A 15,651-nucleotide genomic window follows, 5' to 3' on the forward strand; every position below is an offset into this window, starting at 1 on the left:
CCCTTACGCGTAGAGAGGGTTAGTTTTGTTGGTGTCGATGCCATATTTTTCAATCGCTTCGCTCACAACTTTCTTGTCTACTGTGCCAGCTTTAGCTAGCTCAGCCAGAGCCGCTACCACGATGTAGTCGGCATTAACTTCAAAGTGACGACGTAGATTTTCACGGCTGTCACTGCGACCGAAACCATCGGTACCTAGTACCTTGTAGCTACCTGGAACATAAGCACGTACTTGTTCAGCGTACTGCTTCATGTAGTCAGTTGCAGCAATGGTTGGCGCATCGCTCAATACTTGAGAAATGTAAGCTTGTTGCGCTTCAGCTTCTGGGTTTAGCATGTTTAAGCGCTCTACCGCTTGGCCTTCACGAGTTAGCTCGTTGAAAGAAGTCACACTAAATACATCAGAAGCAATGTTGTATTCTTCGCTAAGCACTTTAGCCGCTTTCAATACTTGTTGCATGATGGTACCAGAGCCCAATAACTGAACTTTAGCTTTACTACCTTGGTTAGCTTGGAACTGATAAATACCCTTACGAATACCTTCTTCAGCACCTTCAGGCATCGCTGGTTGGTGGTAGTTCTCGTTCATTAGCGTTAAGTAGTAGTAAACATTTTCTTGTTCACCATACATACGGCGTAAACCGTCTTGCAAAATAACCGCTACTTCAAAGGCAAAGCTTGGATCGTAAGAAATACAGTTAGGAATGGTGTTCGCCAAGATTAAGCTGTGACCATCTTCGTGCTGTAAGCCTTCACCGTTTAGCGTAGTTCTACCGGCAGTTGCGCCTAATAGGAAACCGCGAGCTTGTTGGTCGCCAGCCATCCAGCACATATCACCAACACGTTGGAAACCAAACATCGAGTAATAGATGTAGAATGGAATCATTGGCACGTCGTTGGTGCTGTAAGAAGTTGCAGCGGCTACCCACGAACTCATGGCGCCTAGCTCGTTAATCCCTTCTTGCAGAACCTGGCCACTCGTATCTTCTTTGTAGTAAGACACTTGCTCACGGTCTTGTGGAGTGTAAGTTTGGCCACTTGGGTTGTAGATACCAATTTGGCGGAACAAACCTTCCATACCGAAGGTACGTGCTTCATCGGCAATAATAGGCACTACGTTTTTGCCAATGCCTTTGTGTTTCAACATTACATTTAAGGCACGCACGTAAGCCATAGTGGTAGAAATATCACGCTTCTGTTCACCCAATAGTGCATCAAATTCGCTCAACTCAGGGATCTCTAAGGCTTGAGTAAATTTAGCCAAGCGAGAAGGAGTATAACCCGCCAACTCTTTACGACGCGCATGTAGGTAGTCGTACTCTGGGCTGCCTTCTTTTAATTCAATGTAAGGGAGATTCGGTAGCTCTTCGTCACTTACCTCTACACCCAAGCGATCACGGAATTGTTGAACATGAGTCATGTCCATTTTCTTCACTTGGTGGGCAATGTTTTTACCTTGAGCCGCTTCACCCATGCCGTAACCTTTTACGGTTTTAGCTAAAATCACAGTCGGTGCGCCAGTGGTTTTACGCGCTTTATCAAAGGCGGCATAAAGTTTCACAGGGTCATGACCACCACGACGTAGTGCGAAGATCTCATCGTCGCTCATGTCCTTCACTAGCTCAGCCGTTTCGCTGTACTTGCCAAAGAAATGTTCACGCACATAAGCGCCGTATTTAGATTTAAAGGTTTGGTAGTCGCCATCAACTGTTTCGTTCATTAGCTGTAGTAACTTACCAGAGCTATCTTTGCTTAGTAGGCTATCCCACTCGCTGCCCCACACCACTTTAATCACATTCCAGCCAGCGCCTTTAAATAGGCCTTCTAGCTCTTGAATGATTTTACCGTTACCCATTACCGGGCCATCTAAGCGCTGTAAGTTACAGTTAATTAGGAAGCAAAGGTTGTCTAGCTTCTCACGAGCGGCAAAAGAAATAGCGCCGCGTGATTCTGGCTCATCCATTTCGCCATCACCGAGGAAGGCATAAACACGCTGACCAGAACAATCTTTTAAGCCACGACCGGTTAAGTACTTAAGGAAACGCGCTTGGTAAATTGCCGAGATAGGACCTAGGCCCATAGATACGGTAGGGAATTGCCAGAATTCAGGCATCAATTTGGGATGCGGGTAAGAGCTTAAGCCCTTGCCGTCTACTTCCTGACGGAAGCTATCTAGTTGCTCGGCAGTTAAACGACCTTCAACAAAGGCACGCGCATAGATACCAGGAGAAATATGCCCTTGGTAGTACACCAAGTCGCCACCGTCTTTTTCGTTACGCGCTTTAAAGAAATGGTTGAAACAAACTTCGTAGAACGCAGCTGAAGACTGGTAAGAAGCCATGTGACCGCCTAGGTCTAGGTCCTTTTTAGAAGCGCGCAACACGATCATGATAGCGTTCCAACGAATGATTGAACGAATTCGACGTTCAATCGCGCTATCTCCTGGGTATTCAGGTTGCTCTGCCACTGAAATAGTATTGATGTAGTCGCTGGTGATGGCTCCGCCGGAGCCTGCTAAACCGTCGATTTTAGCACTAGCGATGACCTGCTCTAACAAGAACTGGGCACGCTCAACGCCTTCTTCACGGATCACAGATTCAATGGCGTCTATCCACTCACTCGTCTCTAGTGAGTCAACATCATGCTTCAGTACCTCTGACATGGCTGTTTCCTTATCAGTTATTAATAATGTCCAAAAACCCAAGGTTCTCGGCTTATACTTTCAATTGTTTTAAACGACGGTTAGAACGCTCAACACGACTAACTTCTCGTTCGATTTGTAATAGCGTTTCTTCAATAAACGCCAAATGCTTGTGCGAGGCTTCTCTAGCATCATCAGGCTTACCATCCAAAATGGCTTGCAGCATTAACACCCGATGATGACGAATTTTTTCGGCAACGCTGGGGCGCGAATACAAGACCTGAAAATTGTCCATAATGTTTTTTTCCAACAATGGACTCAAACCTCTAATCAGATGAAACAACACCAAGTTGTGTGACGCTTCGGTAATCGCCTCGTAAAAGCGTAATACCGCTTTGGCCTCTGCTTGGGTATCTCCATCTTGTTGCGCTTGCTCAATCACTTGATAACAAGCTTGGATCTTGTCTAAATCGGCTTCGGTTCCCCGAAGCGCAGCATAATAAGCAGAAATCCCTTCCACCGCGTGACGAAACTCCAACAAGTCTAGTTGGCTTTCATCATGGTTGGACAACAAATTGAACAGCGGATCGGTTAAGGCTTCGCGTAATTTTTGCTGAACGTAAGTACCGCCACCTTGTTTTCTTACCACCAAACCTTTGGCCTCAAGCTTTTGTATTGCTTCACGTAACGAAGGACGTGAAACGTCAAATTGCTTGGCCAACTCGCGCTCCGCAGGCAAACGCTCACCCGGCGGTAAACTCCCTTCTAGAATCATTCGCTCCAATTGTTTGGCAATTACGTCGGCGAGTTTGGGTGGTTTTATTTGCTGATAGCTCATCAATGTCCGGTCTTAATATTGGTAATACCAATTTACACGCAGCAAATTAACAAATCAGAAACACGCTGTCCAGAAAAATTGACCCATATCAATTTAGATAAGGAGATTAAGTTAGAAGAAAGCAATAAATCACCCGCCCCGCAAAGTGGTCAGACCAATTTAGCGAGAATTCGACTAAAAATGTAAACAAGCGAGGGAGAATAGCTAATAGATGTTAATAACTAGTGAGGGGGGAATAAACACTAAATTAGCCAACCGGCAATGGTCAGCAGCGCTATGATGGTAATGGCAAACATGATGGAACGTTTGGCCAAGCTGACAAAGCGACTGGTGGTACTAATACACAGCGCTTGATGCTCTAAATCAGCCTCTGACAACTCAGAAGCTACTGCCACTTTAGCTAACCAATAACCGTTGCTGTGCGCTCGGTCGCGCAATGACTGTAGCCAAATCGGCAAGGCCGCTGCGGTATGCCCCACCGCTAGATAACAAAGACTAGCGATACGCGAAGGCAGCCAATCTAAGTAATGCATAAACTGATTAATGGTCGGTGATAAGGCTTGAACTTCAGTACTCTTATGAAGATAGAGACTGCGGCTACAAGCATAAAACAGCGCCCCTGCTGGGCCTGCCAATACATAAAACAAAATCACCGCAAAATAGTAGCGGTAATTTAACCACATTAGCTGAGTACCGGTAGATAAAGCGATGGATTGTTCAGGATCTGACTGATGCAAAGGGTGCATTTGTTTTAGCAACTGTTGATTAAAAAGCTGACAAGCTTGCTCATCGCCACTGGCCGCTGCGCGCAGGTAATCACGATAACTTTGCTGGATGGGCGGGCAACCCAAAGTAAACAAGGGCACTAAAATCCACAGCAGCAGGTTAGCTAAACCAAACAGCCAGCCACTCAGGCTCATTTGCAGCCATAACATTAATGCACTGGGTAAAAAAACCGTCATCAGTAACTGCCAAGCCGCCGAACGTAAGTCAAAGCGCTGCAGCCACCAATGAAAGACCTGCTGCCACCACCAACGAGCGCCAATCCGGCGAGCCCGCTCCAAACTAAGTGCTAACAACAGAGAAATAAGAGACATCTAACTGAATTTACTCCATAAAAAGCCACGTCATCATGAATAGTAGGTGAATTAGCTCAGCAAACCAAGTGACTTATTTATAAGGCCGCTAAATAGCGAGGCCAATCAAAAAAAGGTCCCGGATCGGTTTTACGCGAAGGGGCTATATCACTGTGAGCCACAATACGTTGTTTATTCAGCAAGGGATAGCGTTTTAACAGGACTTGGCTTACCTCTACTAGGGCTTGATATTGCGCCTCACTATAGCCCTGACTGTCGCAGCCTTCCAACTCTATGCCGATGGAAAAATCATTACAGCCCTCACGACCGGCAAAACTAGAGACCCCTGCATGCCAAGCCCGCAGATTAAAAGGCACATATTGAGTGACTTCGCCCAAGCGATTAATCAACAGATGTGCCGATACTTGCAAGCCCTGCAACTCGGCAAAACTAGCATCAGCCTGACAATCTAAGCAGCCAGTAAACAAGTCATCGATATAAGACAGGCCAAACTGCCCTTCTGGTAAACTAATGCAGTGAATCACCAACAAGCTAATTTCTTCACTGGGCCGCTGATTATAAAAGGGGCTATTCAAGGCTCTCACAGGCTCTAGCCAATGCTGTTGATTAATTTGCAAAACCACTCCCTAAGCTAAAAATGCAACATGCTTATCTCAGATACAAGCCAGACTCATAATATAGTCTGCATTTGACCATGCAAGCGATTCGCATCTAGGTTAAAATGTGCCAGCAAAAATCAGCAGATACATGATAAGTTGCCATTAGTAACCCCAACCCTCAGAGAAACAATGCAATGAATGCAGAGCAATTGCGCGCTAATGTCAGCGCCGCCCTAAGCGAAGACTTAGGCGAATTAAATCCCGCACTGGATATTTCCGCCGCCCTTATTCCGGAACAACAAGTAAGCAAGGCTAAAATCATTAGCCGCGAACCGGCTATTTTTGCTGGCAAAGCCTACGCCGATGAAGTGTTTAAGCAATTAGGCGGCGAAGTCAGCATAGAGTGGTTGGTGGAAGACGGCGACAAAGTAGTCAGCGATCAAGTGCTCTGTTATTTAACAGGACCTGCCAGAATATTGCTTACTGGCGAGCGCTCTGCTTTAAATTTCATTCAAACCCTATCGGGCATAGCCAGCCAAGTGGCCGAATACACGCAGCTATTAGCAGGTACCCACTGCCAGTTATTGGATACGCGTAAAACCTTACCGGGCTTACGTTATGCTTCTAAATACGCGGTAAGCTGTGGCGGCGGTACTAATCATCGCTTTGGTCTTTACGACGCCTTTTTAATTAAAGAAAACCACATTATGGCCTGCGGCAGTATTCAAGCGGCAGTGGAAAAAGCCCGTAAAATCGCCCCCGGCAAAAAAGTAGAAGTAGAAGTAGAAAACCTCGATGAACTAGAACAAGCCCTTGTTGCGGGCTGCGATGTAGTAATGTTAGACAACTTCACGGTAGAGTTGATGAAACAAGCGGTAGCGCAGAACCAAGGCCGCGCTAAATTAGAAGCCTCGGGTAACATGACCTTAGCGACCATTCGTCAGTATGCCGAGACCGGTGTCGACTTTATTTCGGTAGGCGCTTTAACTAAACATGTCAAGGCGCTAGACCTAAGTATGAGATTTGTCGCGGAATAATTTTCAATCATCTAGGACTGCTGTACACAAGGATATACAGCAGCTCTTTTGATAAAACGCTTAAGATCACGATTTGATTGCCTTTTTACAATAATAACTATACTTATATGACGCGTATGCTTTAATAAATTCACGTTTAAGGCATCGCAATGTCAAATATGTGACTGAAATACAAAAAATTTCGCAGCATTTTTGATAAAAAAAACGGTAAATAAATAACTTGTGTAAAGGAAAGACGCAATGAAAACCATCCAGAACCTTCAAACCAAGGCTGCGAATAAGCAAGCAGGTTTCACCCTAATCGAATTGATGATCGTAGTAGCAATTGTGGCCATTCTGGCGGCAGTAGCGCTACCGGCTTATAATGAGTATGTGAAAAAATCCAAATTTGCATCAGTAGCCACTGCGGTGCAAGGTTACAAGGTCAAAGTTGAATTATGTCACGCGATGGAAGGGGGCTTTGACGAGTGTGATGCCAACTCTCATGACATCCCTGCAAATATAGCCACAGGCACTGACACCAATGGTCTAGTAGATACTGTTGAGGTTGAAAATGGTGTTATTACCGGTACAGCGACAGCGGCGGCTGACAGCCATACTATAATATTGACACCTTCGGTTGAAAACAACAGAGTTATATGGGAGGTGACCGGCTCTTGTATTGGTGCGAATCTATGTAAAGGTAACGAATAGTAGCTTAATGCAACAATCAGCCTCACTAAACGGCCTAGCTTCTAGCTTGGCCGTTTCTTTTCCAGAAAAAGAGCAACAGCTGCTGGAGCTGTACAAGCGCAGCCAGCAAGAGCAGAGTGCCTTTACTACGGTATTGGTAGAAAACGAGTTGTTTACCAGTAAGGCGCTCGCTGATTATTGCGAGGCCCAGTTCGGCATTCCGCTGCTGGATCTCGATGCCATCGAGATCAACGAAATTCCCCAGAGTTTTCTCAACGAAAAGCTGATTTTTAAACACCACGTGCTGCCGGTGTATAGTCAAAACCAAACCCTATATGTGGCCATGGCTGACCCAAGTAATGTAAGCGCGCTAGAAGACTTTGGTTTTAGCTTTGGCCTACACGTAGAAGCACTGTTGGTTGAGGAAAATAAACTCAGCAAAGCGATTCAGTCACTGGTGGATGATAGCGCCAACCTCGACTTGGGTGATATTTCCGATGAGGACATCAACGACCTAGAAGTTAGCGAAGAAAACTCTCGGCTCGACGAAAAACAAAATAATAAAGAAGACGATGCGCCCATCGTTGTTTATATTAATAAAATTTTAATGGACTCGATCCGCCGTGGCGCATCGGATTTGCATTTCGAGCCCTACGAGCATAAATACCGAATTCGTTTTCGCATCGACGGCATATTGCACGAAATCGCCAGCCCGCCAATCAATTTGGCCAACCGCTTCTCGGCTCGCCTCAAAGTAATGGCGCGTATGGACATCGCCGAGCGACGCTTACCGCAAGATGGCCGTATTAAGCTTAAAACCGGCCGCAACAAAGCCATCGACATGCGGGTTAACTCCTTGCCCACCATGTGGGGCGAGAAAATTGTGATTCGTATTTTGGACTCCTCGGCCGCCAACCTGAATATCGATATATTGGGTTACGACGATAAACAAAAGCAGCTTTACCTAAACGCGCTGTCTCGCCCGCAGGGGATGATACTAGTCACCGGCCCCACCGGCTCAGGTAAAACCGTATCGCTGTATACTGGCCTAAATATTTTGAATACCGTGGAAACCAATATTTCTACCGCAGAAGATCCGGTGGAAATTAACTTACCTGGGGTTAACCAAGTTCAAATTAATAACAAGGCCGGATTAACTTTTGCCGCCGCGCTGCGCGCCTTTCTTCGTCAAGATCCCGACATTGTAATGGTGGGAGAAATCCGTGACTTAGAAACCGCCGAAATTTCGATTAAGGCGGCGCAAACTGGTCACTTAGTCTTATCCACCCTGCATACCAATTCAGCCGCCGAAACCTTGACCCGTTTACTGAATATGGGAGTGCCGGCCTTTAACATTGCTTCTTCGGTGAGTTTGATTATTGCTCAGCGCTTGGCACGCCGCCTCTGCGAGCATTGTAAAAAACCAAAAATGCTAGAAGCTGAATTGCTGCCTAAGATTGGCTTTAGCGCAGAGCAAATAGCCCAAGGCATTAAACTCTACGAACCCGTGGGCTGTGATAAATGCACCGGTGGCTTTAAGGGCCGCGTGGGTATTTACGAAGTGATGCCCATGAGTAGTGAAATCGCTAAACTGATTATGGCCGAAGGCAACTCTATACAAATTGCCGAACAAGCCATTAACGAAGGCATGTATTCACTGCGTATGTCAGCCTTAGAGAAGGCGCGTATAGGAGTCACCTCTTTATCGGAAGTGGAGCGGGTCACAAATGTTTAAGTGCTTTTCCACTCTGGGCTAAATCTCTGATAGATTTAATTTATTCATTAATCTCACTTTTAGCGTGAACGCTTAGCAAGGATGTTATGGCTACCGCAAGCAACAGCAGCAAACGCAAGGTCGTAGTAAAAAAAATTAACGCCTACACTTGGAGCGGAGTAAACCGCAAAGGCGGCAAGGTGAGCGGCGAATACCAAGCCGAAAACCCCAATCAGGTGAAAGGCGAGCTACGCCGCCAGGGCATTACCGTTACCAAGATTAAAAAGAAAAGCGAAAGCTTTCTTAGCAAGATGGGTAACAAGATTAAACCCATGGACATCGCGGTGGCCTCGCGACAAATTGCCACCATGCTACAAGCCGGCGTGCCCTTAGTACAAAGCTTCAACATCATCTCTAAAAGTGTAGAAAAACCAGCGATGCGTGAGCTGATAGGTGAAGTAGCCGCCGAAGTAGAATCAGGTACTGCGCTTTCTGAGAGCCTACGCAAGCATCCACGCTATTTCGATGCTCTATATTGCGACTTAATTGAAGCCGGTGAGCAAAGTGGTGCTCTTGAAACCATCTATGATCGCGTCGCCATCTATAAAGAAAAGGCCGAAGCACTAAAATCGAAAATTAAGAAAGCCATGTTTTACCCAGTTTCGGTGATTATTGTAGCGATCATTGTCACCACCATTCTGTTACTATTTGTCATTCCCCAATTTGAAGAAATCTTTGCCAGCTTTGGCGCCGAACTGCCTGCCTTTACTCAGTTTGTTATCGGCATTTCCCGCTTCTTGCAAGACTACTGGCCGTTTATTTTTGGCGGTATATTTGCCTTGGGTTTTGGTTATGTGCAAGCCTTTAGGCGCTCGCAGGGGGTGAAAGATGCCACCGACCGCTTCATTCTTAGGATTCCGGTGATTAACCCAATTCTGCACAAGGCGGCAATGGCCCGTTTTGCGCGCACCCTCTCCACCACCTTTGCCGCCGGTATTCCACTGATTGATGCGCTAAAATCGGCCTCTGGCGCATCTGGCAACGTAGTCTACCGCAACGCCATCGATGCGATTCGCATTGAGGTAACCGGTGGTATGCAAATGAACGTAGCCATGCGCACAGTAAATTTGTTTCCCGACATGGTCACCCAAATGGTCATGATTGGTGAAGAATCCGGCTCTTTAGACAGTATGTTGGATAAAGTGGCCAATATTTACGAACAACAAGTCGACGATGCGGTTGACGGTTTAACCAGCCTAATTGAACCGCTGATTATGGCCGTGCTTGGCGTGCTGGTTGGTGGTATGGTGGTGGCCATGTACTTACCTATCTTTAAACTCGGCTCTGTTGTGGGTTAATCATGCACAGTTTTATCGAACTCTACCCAGCCACTGCGCTGGGTTTCTGCTTATTAGTGGCGCTCTGTATCGGCTCTTTTCTTAATGTAGTGATTCACCGCTTACCCATAATGTTACAGCGCCAGTGGCGTGATGAATGCCGAGTGTTTTTGGCCGATGAGTTAAAAGCCAGCGAAAGCACCGAGCCAGGCGTTTATAACTTAATGCTGCCTCGCTCGGCCTGCCCCCACTGCGGCAGCTTGATCAAAGCTTGGCAAAACATTCCGGTAATCAGCTGGTTAGCGCTGCGCGGTAAGTGCGCCAATTGCAAAAGCCCCATCAGCATTCGTTATCCTTTAGTGGAGATGGCAACCGCCTTATTGACCTTGGCGTGTTGGTGGCAGTTTGGCTTTACCCTTAGCTTTATATTTAGCAACCTATTTTGCATCATTTTACTGTGCTTAAGTTTAATCGACTTAGACAGTATGTTATTGCCCGACCAACTCACCCTACCCACGCTGTGGCTCGGTTTACTGCTCAATATTAATGCCAGCTTTGTTCCGCTCAGCGATGCGGTCATCGGTGCGGCGCTGGGTTATAGCCTATTATGGGCTCTCTATTGGCTGTTTAAGCTACTAACCGGCAAAGAAGGCATGGGTTATGGCGACTTCAAGTTGCTGGCCATGATCGGCGCATGGTTTGGCTGGCAAGCCTTACCGCTTACTATTTTGCTCTCTTCTTTCGCTGGCGCCTTAATCGGCATTAGTCTTATCGCTCTGGGTAAGCGCCAACAAAGTCAAGCCATACCCTTTGGCCCCTATTTAGCTCTAGGCGGTGTAGTCTATCTATTTTTTGGTGCGCAGCTACATAGCTGGTATTTCTCCTACCTAGGGCTTAGTTAATGCTAGTGGGTTTAACCGGCGGAATTGCCAGCGGTAAAAGCCAAGCCTGCCACTATTTTGCAGAGCTCGGCATTCCCATTGTGGATGCCGATATTGTGGCGCGTCAGGTGGTCGAACCCGGTCAGCCTGCACTAGCCAAAATCACTGACTATTTTGGCCCAGAGATACTGTTAGACGATGGCAGCTTAAACCGCCGGCTACTGCGCCAGCTAATCTTTAATGATCAGCAAAAAAAGCATTGGCTTAACCAATTACTTCACCCACTTATCCGCGAACAGATGCTGTTGCAACTTAAGCAAGCCAGAGGGCCTTATAAAATTTTGGTCGCCCCGCTGCTGTTTGAAAATCACTTAGATAAGCTTACCGATCGCAGTCTATTAATCGACGTGCCCGTTGCGCTGCAAGTACAGCGCACCACGGCGCGTGACGGTGTTGATGCCCAGCAGGCACAGCAAATTATCGATGCGCAAATGAGTCGAGACGATAAACGCGCCGCCGCCGATGACATCATCGACAACAACCAAGGGCTAGACGAGCTCAAGCAAAAAGTCTTAGCCCAACACCGAATCTACCTAGAACTGGCCAAAAGCCATGACAGTTGAACGCTCAGTAGTTACACTAGGCTAGATAAACCAATCATACCTTGTTTTCTGAGTCCCTATGGCCGCATTGATATTTGAGCATCCTTTAAACGAAAAAGTAAGAAACTACTTACGCTTAGAGCAGTTGTTTGAGCAATTGATGTTATCTAAAGCCTTACAACATCCGCTGCAACAGCAGCAGTTTTTTCGCGCTCTATTCGAGGTAGCAGAGGTACTAGAACGCTGTGAATGGCGTTCCGACTTACTTAAAGACTTAGCCAAACAGGCCGATAAATTAGAACAATGGGCCGCTATGCCCAAAGTGGATATCAGTAAAATTGAGCAGCTGTTATTGCAAGTAAAAACGCTGATTGCGGCGATTAGTAAGCATGCTCGCGTTTCTGACCATCTTAAAAATGACCGATTACTATCCAGTATTCGTCAACGCTTAAGCCTGCCCGGTGGCAACTGCAGCTTTGATTTACCTCAGTTGCACTATTGGTTACATCAACAGCCTGAACTAATTCAAGGCCAAGTTGAACAGTGGCTACAACCTTTCCTATTAGTAGCCGATGCGATCAACCACCTACTAAAGTTACTCAGAGAACAGCATAGCGATAGTGAAGTCATCGCCAGTAAGGGCTTCTATCAAGGGGTGGCAGCGGAATGTGGTTTATTGCGTATTGAGGTAGATTCTCAGCTGCAGTGTTACCCCACCGTTAGCGGCCACAAGCACCGCTTCGCCATTAAATTTATTAGTGCAGTGAATCAAGAACTTGAAGATATTCCCTGCCGTTTATATTGTTGTAAAATTGCCTGATGAACAAATCCAATCCAACCAAAGTAAAATGCCCCACTTGTGATGCCGAAGTCGTTTGGCAGGCCAGTAGTGAATTTCGTCCTTTTTGTTCTGAGCGTTGTAAATTAATTGACCTAGGTGAGTGGGCCAATGAAGAAAAGTACATTGCCGGACAGCACCTTCAAGAAGACGAAGATAAGCCCGACAGTTGGGAGTTCTAACTAAATTCAGCCCAAGGCTTGGCTAACAGGGTTTCAAGAATCGCATGATTCGCTTCAGGGAAACGGTAGTTAACTAACTCTTGCTTGGCGACCCAACGAATATCTTGCTGTTCAGCCCCCTCAGGCTCCCCAGCGAAGCGACTAACGGTATAGACATGCAAACATACCTGCTTATCGCCATAGTCGTGCTCAATGCGGATCAGAGGCTTACAGCTAGCCAGCTCAATCACTATCGATAGTTCTTCCTGTAATTCGCGCGCCAAGGCTTCGATGACGGACTCATCGGCTTCAATTTTGCCGCCGGGAAACTCCCATTTCCCCCCTTGATGCTGTTGCTGATGGCGAAAGCTCAACAGCACCTTATCACCTTGAAGTATCACTCCAACAGCAACATTAACCTGCTTCATCTAAGCTCCTTAAATTTATAAAAAAGGAGAGCCGAAGCTCTCCTCTGTATAGGCTAAGCCAAACTTAAGACAGTTTGCCATGGCATTGTTTATATTTCTTACCTGAACCACAAGGGCAAGGATCGTTTCGGCCAACTTTTTGCCCTTCACGAACCACCGGCTGGCCAGCTTCTTGTTGGGCCTCCTGAGCCTGCTCTTGAGCTTGCTGCTGACGCATTAAGGCTGCTCTTTGTTCGGCTTCACGACGCTTTGCTTCCATGGCTTCGACTTCTTCAGGATCTTGAACGCGAACTCGGCTTAAGATGCTAATCACGTCCAATTTCAGGGCTTCTAACATTTGGGTAAACAACTCAAAAGATTCCCGCTTGTATTCTTGCTTTGGATTCTTCTGAGCATAACCACGTAGGTGAATACCCTGACGTAGGTGATCCATGGCAGCTAGATGCTCTTTCCAAAGTTGGTCGAGAGTTTGCAGCATTACCGATTTTTCAAACTGCTTAATTGGATCGGCACCAACTTTATCAATCTTAGATTGGTAGTCAGCAACGGCCTCAGCAAGAATTTTCTCACGCAATTTATCTTCGTGTAACTTATCGTCTTCATCCAACCATTTTTGTACGGGCAGATCTAAACCAAAATCACTTTTCAGGCGCTGCTCTAACTCGCTCACTTGCCACATTTCTTCCAAAGACTGCGGCGGAATGTATTCATCAATAACCGAGTTGAACACATCTTCACGAATCACTTCGATGGTGTCGGAAATGCTTTCGCTATCCATCAGGTCATTACGTTGCTCGTAAACCACTTTCCGTTGGTCGTTAGCCACGTCATCAAATTCTAACAAAGACTTACGTACATCGAAGTTACGGCCTTCCACTTTACGTTGGGCATTTTCAATGGCTCGTGTCACCCATGGATGCTCGATTGCTTCGCCTTCTTCCATGCCAAGCTTTTTCATCATGCCGGTAACGCGGTCGGAAGCGAAGATGCGCATTAAGCTATCTTCCATAGACAGATAAAAACGGGTTGAGCCAGGGTCGCCTTGACGACCAGCACGGCCACGCAACTGGTTATCGATACGACGAGATTCGTGACGTTCGGTACCAATAATGTGCAAACCACCAGAAGCCAATACGGCATCGTGACGCTCTTGCCAGCGCTGCTTCACTTCAGCAATTTGCTGTTCGCTAGCATCTTCGCCTAGGGCACTAAGTTCAACTTGCAGGTTGCCACCCAATACGATATCGGTACCACGGCCGGCCATGTTGGTGGCAATGGTTACCGCACCAGCAACACCCGCTTCCGCCACAATGTCGGCTTCTTTCTCGTGGAATTTGGCGTTCAATACATTGTGCTTAATTTTCTCTTTCTTCAGGATGTTGGATAACAACTCTGAATTTTCGATAGAAACCGTACCCACCAACACAGGGCGCTGAGCCTTCACACATTCGCGAATATCATCCACAATCGCCTTGTATTTCTCTTCGGCTGTGAGGTAAACCAAATCACCTTGGTCATCACGAATCATTGGTTTATTGGTTGGAACCACTACCGTGTCTAGGCCATAAATAGACTGGAATTCAAAGGCTTCGGTATCGGCAGTACCGGTCATACCGGCGAGTTTTTCGTAAAGACGGAAGTAGTTTTGGAAGGTAATTGAGGCCAAAGTTTGGTTTTCATTCTGAATAGGTACACCTTCTTTGGCTTCTACCGCCTGATGCAAACCTTCTGACCAACGACGCCCCGGCATAGTACGACCAGTGTGTTCATCTACGATAACAATTTCGTTGTTGTCGCTTACGATGTAGTCAACATTACGCTCAAACAGGGTGTGTGCTCGTAGCCCGGCATTCACGTGGTGCAATAGGCTAATATTGGCCGCATTGTACAGAGAATCACCCTGCTCTAACAAACCTCGTTGCTGCAGGGTCTCTTCTACGAAAATTTGCCCAGTCTCGGTCAAGTGAACTTGTTTGTTTTTCTCATCAAGGGTGTAGTGACCGTCACCAATCACTTCCTCGGTGTCCTCTTCCTCTTGGCGCACCAATAGCGGAATGATGTCGTTAATTTTCTTATATAGCTCAGAGCTATCTTCTGCAGGCCCAGAAATAATCAGTGGGGTACGCGCTTCATCGATTAAGATCGAATCCACTTCATCGACAATCGCATAATTCAGTGGGCGCTGAACCCGCTGCTCAGGGGCGAAGGCCATGTTATCGCGCAGATAGTCGAAACCAAACTCGTTGTTCGTACCGTAGGTAATATCTGCAGCATAAGCGGCCTTCTTAGCTTCATGGTCCATGCCTGCGATATTAACCGCTACGCTTAGGCCCAAATATTCAAATAAGGGACGATTCCAATCTGCGTCACGCTGGGCCAAATAATCATTCACGGTAATAACGTGTACACCCTTACCGGTCACACCGTTAAGGTAAGCGGGCAAAGTGGCGGTAAGGGTTTTACCTTCACCGGTGCGCATTTCGGCAATTTTGTTGTCGTTAAGCACCATGCCGCCAATCATCTGCACGTCGAAGTGACGCATTTCAAAGACGCGCTTAGAGGCTTCACGAACCACGGCAAAAGCTTCCGGAAGAATTTGCTCTAAGCTTTCGCCCTGCTCTAGACGCTGTCTGAACTCACCGGCCTTCGCCTTTATTTGCTCGGCAGATAACTTTTCGTATTCTGGCTCTAAAGCGTTAATAGCATTAACTATTTTACGCATCTTTTTGATGGTACGGTCATTTCGGGTACCAACGATTTTTGTTACTAATTTACTAATCATGAAACACTACTTTTGCTAAGACGAA

Annotated in this window: 14 protein-coding genes; 8 read left to right on the top strand and 6 right to left on the bottom strand. The window is 46.6% G+C overall.

What is annotated here, in order from left to right:
* Positions 1–3: 3 nt before the first annotated feature.
* The 4 genes from aceE to ampD form a co-directional block, all read right to left on the bottom strand.
* Positions 4–2,661, bottom strand: a complete 2,658-nt coding sequence (gene aceE / locus AR383_RS08715; RefSeq protein ID WP_055732780.1) for a pyruvate dehydrogenase (acetyl-transferring), homodimeric type — start codon at positions 2,659–2,661, stop codon at positions 4–6.
* 52 nt (positions 2,662–2,713) lie between these two features.
* Positions 2,714–3,478 carry a pyruvate dehydrogenase complex transcriptional repressor PdhR gene (gene pdhR, locus AR383_RS08720; RefSeq protein WP_055732781.1) on the bottom strand — a complete coding sequence of 255 codons (765 nt, stop codon included), beginning with the start codon at positions 3,476–3,478 and terminating at the stop codon, positions 2,714–2,716.
* Positions 3,479–3,720: 242 nt separating this feature from the next.
* Entirely contained in the window at positions 3,721–4,575 is an 855-nt protein-coding gene (gene ampE, locus AR383_RS08725) for a regulatory signaling modulator protein AmpE (RefSeq protein ID WP_055732782.1), read from the bottom strand.
* Between the two features lie 77 nt (positions 4,576–4,652).
* A complete protein-coding gene (gene ampD / locus AR383_RS08730) occupies positions 4,653–5,192 on the bottom strand; it encodes a 1,6-anhydro-N-acetylmuramyl-L-alanine amidase AmpD (RefSeq protein WP_083481554.1) in 540 nt (179 codons plus the stop codon).
* Positions 5,193–5,368: 176 nt separating this feature from the next.
* Here ampD and nadC point away from each other — a divergent pair, with 176 nt between their 5' ends.
* From nadC to yacG, 8 genes are all read left to right on the top strand, one after another.
* Complete coding sequence (gene nadC / locus AR383_RS08735; protein ID WP_055732783.1) at positions 5,369–6,211, top strand: carboxylating nicotinate-nucleotide diphosphorylase; 843 nt, start codon at positions 5,369–5,371, stop codon at positions 6,209–6,211.
* A 240-nt stretch (positions 6,212–6,451) separates the two neighbouring features.
* Positions 6,452–6,904 (top strand): pilin, encoded by a 453-nt coding sequence (locus AR383_RS22010; protein ID WP_055732784.1) that lies wholly within the window; start codon positions 6,452–6,454, stop codon positions 6,902–6,904.
* Between the two features lie 7 nt (positions 6,905–6,911).
* Positions 6,912–8,618 (top strand): type IV-A pilus assembly ATPase PilB, encoded by a 1,707-nt coding sequence (gene pilB / locus AR383_RS08745; RefSeq protein WP_055732785.1) that lies wholly within the window; start codon positions 6,912–6,914, stop codon positions 8,616–8,618.
* Positions 8,619–8,704: 86 nt separating this feature from the next.
* A complete protein-coding gene (locus tag AR383_RS08750) occupies positions 8,705–9,955 on the top strand; it encodes a type II secretion system F family protein (RefSeq protein WP_055732786.1) in 1,251 nt (416 codons plus the stop codon).
* 2 nt (positions 9,956–9,957) lie between these two features.
* Positions 9,958–10,836 (top strand): prepilin peptidase, encoded by an 879-nt coding sequence (locus AR383_RS08755; RefSeq protein WP_055732787.1) that lies wholly within the window; start codon positions 9,958–9,960, stop codon positions 10,834–10,836.
* Positions 10,836–11,438: a dephospho-CoA kinase gene (gene coaE, locus AR383_RS08760; protein ID WP_055732788.1), complete on the top strand. Its 603-nt coding sequence runs from the start codon at positions 10,836–10,838 to the stop codon at positions 11,436–11,438. Before AR383_RS08755 ends, coaE begins: the two co-directional genes overlap by 1 nt.
* Before the next feature lie 58 nt (positions 11,439–11,496).
* On the top strand, positions 11,497–12,237 hold the full coding sequence (zapD, locus tag AR383_RS08765) for a cell division protein ZapD (RefSeq protein ID WP_055732789.1): 741 nt from the start codon (positions 11,497–11,499) through the stop codon (positions 12,235–12,237).
* Complete coding sequence (gene yacG / locus AR383_RS08770) at positions 12,237–12,437, top strand: DNA gyrase inhibitor YacG (protein ID WP_055732790.1); 201 nt, start codon at positions 12,237–12,239, stop codon at positions 12,435–12,437. The genes zapD and yacG overlap by 1 nt, the downstream gene beginning before the upstream one ends.
* On the opposite strand, the gene mutT is transcribed toward yacG, so the two are convergent.
* Both mutT and secA read right to left on the bottom strand, forming a co-directional pair.
* Positions 12,434–12,844: an 8-oxo-dGTP diphosphatase MutT gene (gene mutT, locus AR383_RS08775; RefSeq protein ID WP_055732791.1), complete on the bottom strand. Its 411-nt coding sequence runs from the start codon at positions 12,842–12,844 to the stop codon at positions 12,434–12,436. The genes yacG and mutT overlap by 4 nt on opposite strands.
* Positions 12,845–12,908: 64 nt before the next feature.
* Positions 12,909–15,626, bottom strand: coding sequence for a preprotein translocase subunit SecA (gene secA, locus AR383_RS08780; RefSeq protein ID WP_055732792.1), 2,718 nt, complete (start codon positions 15,624–15,626; stop codon positions 12,909–12,911).
* Positions 15,627–15,651: the final 25 nt, after the last annotated feature.

It is taken from the genome of Agarivorans gilvus (genome assembly GCF_001420915.1).
Lineage (GTDB): Bacteria > Pseudomonadota > Gammaproteobacteria > Enterobacterales > Celerinatantimonadaceae > Agarivorans > Agarivorans gilvus.

What these genes read in the sequence shown, in the direction of transcription:
- secA (WP_055732792.1), bottom strand. Translation starts at nt 15,626, where the DNA reads ATGATTAGTAAATTAGTAACAAAAATCGTTGGTACCCGAAATGACCGT.
- aceE (WP_055732780.1), bottom strand. Translation starts at nt 2,661, where the DNA reads ATGTCAGAGGTACTGAAGCATGATGTTGACTCACTAGAGACGAGTGAG.
- mutT (WP_055732791.1), bottom strand. Translation starts at nt 12,844, where the DNA reads ATGAAGCAGGTTAATGTTGCTGTTGGAGTGATACTTCAAGGTGATAAG.
- coaE (WP_055732788.1), top strand. Translation starts at nt 10,836, where the DNA reads ATGCTAGTGGGTTTAACCGGCGGAATTGCCAGCGGTAAAAGCCAAGCC.
- ampE (WP_055732782.1), bottom strand. Translation starts at nt 4,575, where the DNA reads ATGTCTCTTATTTCTCTGTTGTTAGCACTTAGTTTGGAGCGGGCTCGC.
- yacG (WP_055732790.1), top strand. Translation starts at nt 12,237, where the DNA reads ATGAACAAATCCAATCCAACCAAAGTAAAATGCCCCACTTGTGATGCC.
- AR383_RS08750 (WP_055732786.1), top strand. Translation starts at nt 8,705, where the DNA reads ATGGCTACCGCAAGCAACAGCAGCAAACGCAAGGTCGTAGTAAAAAAA.
- nadC (WP_055732783.1), top strand. Translation starts at nt 5,369, where the DNA reads ATGAATGCAGAGCAATTGCGCGCTAATGTCAGCGCCGCCCTAAGCGAA.
- AR383_RS22010 (WP_055732784.1), top strand. Translation starts at nt 6,452, where the DNA reads ATGAAAACCATCCAGAACCTTCAAACCAAGGCTGCGAATAAGCAAGCA.
- AR383_RS08755 (WP_055732787.1), top strand. Translation starts at nt 9,958, where the DNA reads ATGCACAGTTTTATCGAACTCTACCCAGCCACTGCGCTGGGTTTCTGC.
- pdhR (WP_055732781.1), bottom strand. Translation starts at nt 3,478, where the DNA reads ATGAGCTATCAGCAAATAAAACCACCCAAACTCGCCGACGTAATTGCC.
- zapD (WP_055732789.1), top strand. Translation starts at nt 11,497, where the DNA reads ATGGCCGCATTGATATTTGAGCATCCTTTAAACGAAAAAGTAAGAAAC.
- pilB (WP_055732785.1), top strand. Translation starts at nt 6,912, where the DNA reads ATGCAACAATCAGCCTCACTAAACGGCCTAGCTTCTAGCTTGGCCGTT.